This window comes from Nocardiopsis sp. TNDT3 (assembly GCF_003427465.1).
In the GTDB taxonomy this organism is placed as follows: domain Bacteria; phylum Actinomycetota; class Actinomycetes; order Streptosporangiales; family Streptosporangiaceae; genus Nocardiopsis; species Nocardiopsis dassonvillei.
In genome coordinates this window covers 1-2,931 of record NZ_QPFC01001375.1, presented here as the reverse complement: position 1 = coordinate 2,931, position 2,931 = coordinate 1, and the positions used below count along the sequence as shown (strand labels likewise).

Genomic DNA, 2,931 nt, shown 5'->3' with positions numbered 1-2,931 from the left:
GTAGATCTCACGGGGCTTGGGCAACGAGTCCCAGTCGGCCTCCGAGGGGAGGACGCCCTCCTCCTCTTCCATGATCTCGTTGCACAGGCCGACGCACTCGTCGCAGATGCAGATGTGACCGGGCCCTGCGATGAGGCGGCGGACCTGGCCCTGGTCCTTTCCGCAGAACGAGCACTTGAGCAGGGGCCCACTGGCACCGGTGCGTGTCACTAGAAACGTTCTCCTCACGCGGGCAGCGCCCGGGCGGTTCGGCGGGGTCGCCCCCCGAGGCCAGATGATCTCAACATCCGGATTCTCACGGTAACCCCTGCCGGGACGGGCCGCAAAGCAGGACCGCCTCGCACCCGCGCCCGGAGGGCGGGGCGCGACCCGCCATCCCATCGCACCACCCTCTCGTCAACTTCGATTGACTTTTTCCGTGGGTCAACCTACGTTGACTCATGGAGGGAGCACACCTTCGCCACCGGCGGGGACGCGCGCCACGCGCCGCTCCGCCCTGCCCGCACACCCCAGGAGGACCAGATGACGTCCCACTCCGCCGTCCGCACGGCGCTCGCCCTCGCCGTCCGCGCCGACCTGCCCGTCCTGTTGTGGGGCGCGCCGGGGACCGGCAAGACCTCCGCGGTGACGGCGCTGGGCCGCGCGCTGGAGCTGCCCGTGGAGGTGGTGGTGGGCTCCATCCGCGAACCCAGCGACTTCTCCGGGCTGCCCGTCGTCCGCGAGGACGGCACCTGGTTCGCTCCCCCGCGCTGGGCCGAGCGCCTGGCCGCGCGGGGCTCGGGCCTGCTCTTCCTCGACGAGCTGACCACCGCGCCCCCGGCGGTCCAGGCGGCCATGCTGCGCGTGGTGCTCGAACGCGCCGTGGGAGACCTCGCCCTGCCCGAGGGGGTGCGCGTGGTCGCCGCGGCCAACCCGCCCGGTCTGGCCGCCGACGGCTGGGAGCTGTCCGCACCCCTGGCCAACCGGCTCGTCCACCTGGACTGGGAGGTCGGCGCCGCCGACGTGGCCGAGGGGTTCGTCCACGGCTTCGCCTCCGAGCCGCACCGACCCGAGCCGCCGGGCCCCGCGCGCGTGGCCGCCGCCCGGGCGACCGTGGGCGCGTTCCTGCGGGTGCGCCCCGGACTCGTGCTGTCGGTCCCCGACTCCCCCGAGCGCTCCGGACGCGGCTGGCCGAGCCCGCGCAGCTGGGAGATGGCGGCGGTGGCCCTCGCGGCGGGCCGGGCCAACCCCGGCACGCAGGAGGCCGTGGCCGCCCTGGTGGTCGGGGCGGTGGGCGAGGCCGCGGGTTTCGAGGCGCTGTCGTGGCTGCGCACCCTGGACCTGCCCTCCCCCGAGGAACTGCTCGCCGACCCCTCCGCGGCGCTGCCCGACCGCGCGGACCGGTTGTACGCCCTGCTCGGCGCACTGGCCGCACACGTGGTCGCCGACGGGGGCGTCGAGGTCTGGGAGCGGTCCTGGGAGGTCGTGGCCCGGGTGGCGCGGACCGTCCCGGACGTGGCGGCGACCGCCGCACGCACCCTGGCCGCCGGACGGCCGGAGGGCGCGGCCACACCCCGGGCCCTGCTCGACCTGGCCCCGGCCCTGCGTTCGGCGGGGATGCTGCCGTGAACGCGCGGGATAGGCGGGCCCCGACCCTGGAACGGTTCGCGTCGGCGCGGCTGTGGGCGGCAGCGCGCGCCCCGTACCTGGCGCACGCGCTGTTCGCGCTCACCCCGGTCGTCCTGGAGCCGCGCCTGGACGAGGAGGGCGGCGAGCCGGTGGCCGACCCGGACTTTCGGGCACTGCCCACCGACACCCGGTGGAACGTGCACCTGGACCCCGGCACGGTGGCCGCGACCCCGGTGGAGGAGCTGGGCTGGTGGCTGCTGCACGGGATCGGACACCTGGTCCGCCGCCACGCCGAGCGCTCCCCGGACTCCGAAGGGGCCGTCGCGGGGAGGGCGGCGCCGGGGTCCGGGCGGGACTTCGGTCCGGCTTCCGGCGGAAGCGGGGACTCCGGGCGGGACGCGCGCCTGTGGAACCGGGCCGCGGACGCCGAGGTCAACGACGACCTGGAGGCCGACGGGCTGACCGTCCCGGACGGGGTGCTCTCGCCGCGCGCGCTGGGCCTGCCGGAGGGGCGGTTGGCCGAGGAGTACGTGTCGCTGATCGAGGTGCTGGAGGAGGCCCACTCCCGGGGCGGGCGGAGCGTCGCCGACCCGGTGGACTGCGGCGGCGCCGTCCACGGGACACGGGGAACGACGGCGTCGGCGGGGGCCTCCGGCGGCCTGGACGGCCTGGAGCGGGACCTGCTGGAGCTGGCGCTGGCCAGGGAGATCACCGCGCGGGCCGCCGCGCGGACCGGGGTCCCGGGCGGGTGGCTGCGGTGGGCGCGGGAGCGGCTGCGCCCCTCGGTGGACTGGCGGGCCCGGCTGGGCGCGGTCGTGCGGCGGGGCGCGCACCGGGCCGCGGGCCGGACGGACTTCTCCTACCGGCGCCCCTCGCGCCGTCCCGGACCGCGGGTCCGCGGCGGGACGGCGGTGCTGCCGTCCATGGTCGCCCCGGCGCCGGAGGTGGCCGTGGTGGTGGACACCTCCGGCAGCGTTCCGGACCCGGTGCTGGAGGTGTTCCTGACCGAGACCTCCGCCGTGCTCGCCCGGGTCTGCGGCCCCGGCCGACGGCTGCGGGTGGTCTGCTGCGACCTGCGCGCCCACCCCGTGCAGACGGTGCGCCGGGCCGAGGAGGTCCGGCTGGTCGGGGGCGGGGGCACCGACCTGCGCGAGGGGATCGCGGCGGCGGTGGCGGCGCGTCCCCGTCCGGACCTGCTGCTGGTGCTCACCGACGGGCACACGCCCTGGCCGGACCGGCCTCCGGCGGTACCGGTCGCGGTCGGACTGGTCGGCGGCCCGTCCGCGCCGCCGCCACCGCCGGACTGGGCCCACGTCGTGCCCC

3 protein-coding genes are annotated in these 2,931 nt (G+C 77.1%); 2 read left to right on the top strand and 1 reads right to left on the bottom strand.

What is annotated here, in order from left to right; genetic code table 11:
• On the bottom strand, positions 1-210 hold a 210-nt coding region (locus tag DQW06_RS29720; protein WP_304598568.1), incomplete at its 3' end, for a ClpX C4-type zinc finger protein.
• 312 nt (positions 211-522) lie between these two features.
• On the opposite strand from DQW06_RS29720, the gene DQW06_RS27990 reads away from it, so the two are divergent.
• Both DQW06_RS27990 and DQW06_RS27985 read left to right on the top strand, forming a co-directional pair.
• On the top strand, positions 523-1,608 hold the full coding sequence (locus tag DQW06_RS27990) for a MoxR family ATPase (RefSeq protein WP_013153953.1): 1,086 nt from the start codon (positions 523-525) through the stop codon (positions 1,606-1,608).
• On the top strand, positions 1,605-2,931 hold a 1,327-nt coding region (locus DQW06_RS27985), incomplete at its 3' end, for a VWA-like domain-containing protein (protein WP_117199605.1). The genes DQW06_RS27990 and DQW06_RS27985, both read left to right, overlap by 4 nt.

Coding starts and splice junctions, on each gene's coding strand:
- DQW06_RS27990 (WP_013153953.1), top strand. CDS start 523: ATGACGTCCCACTCCGCCGTCCGCACGGCGCTCGCCCTCGCCGTCCGC.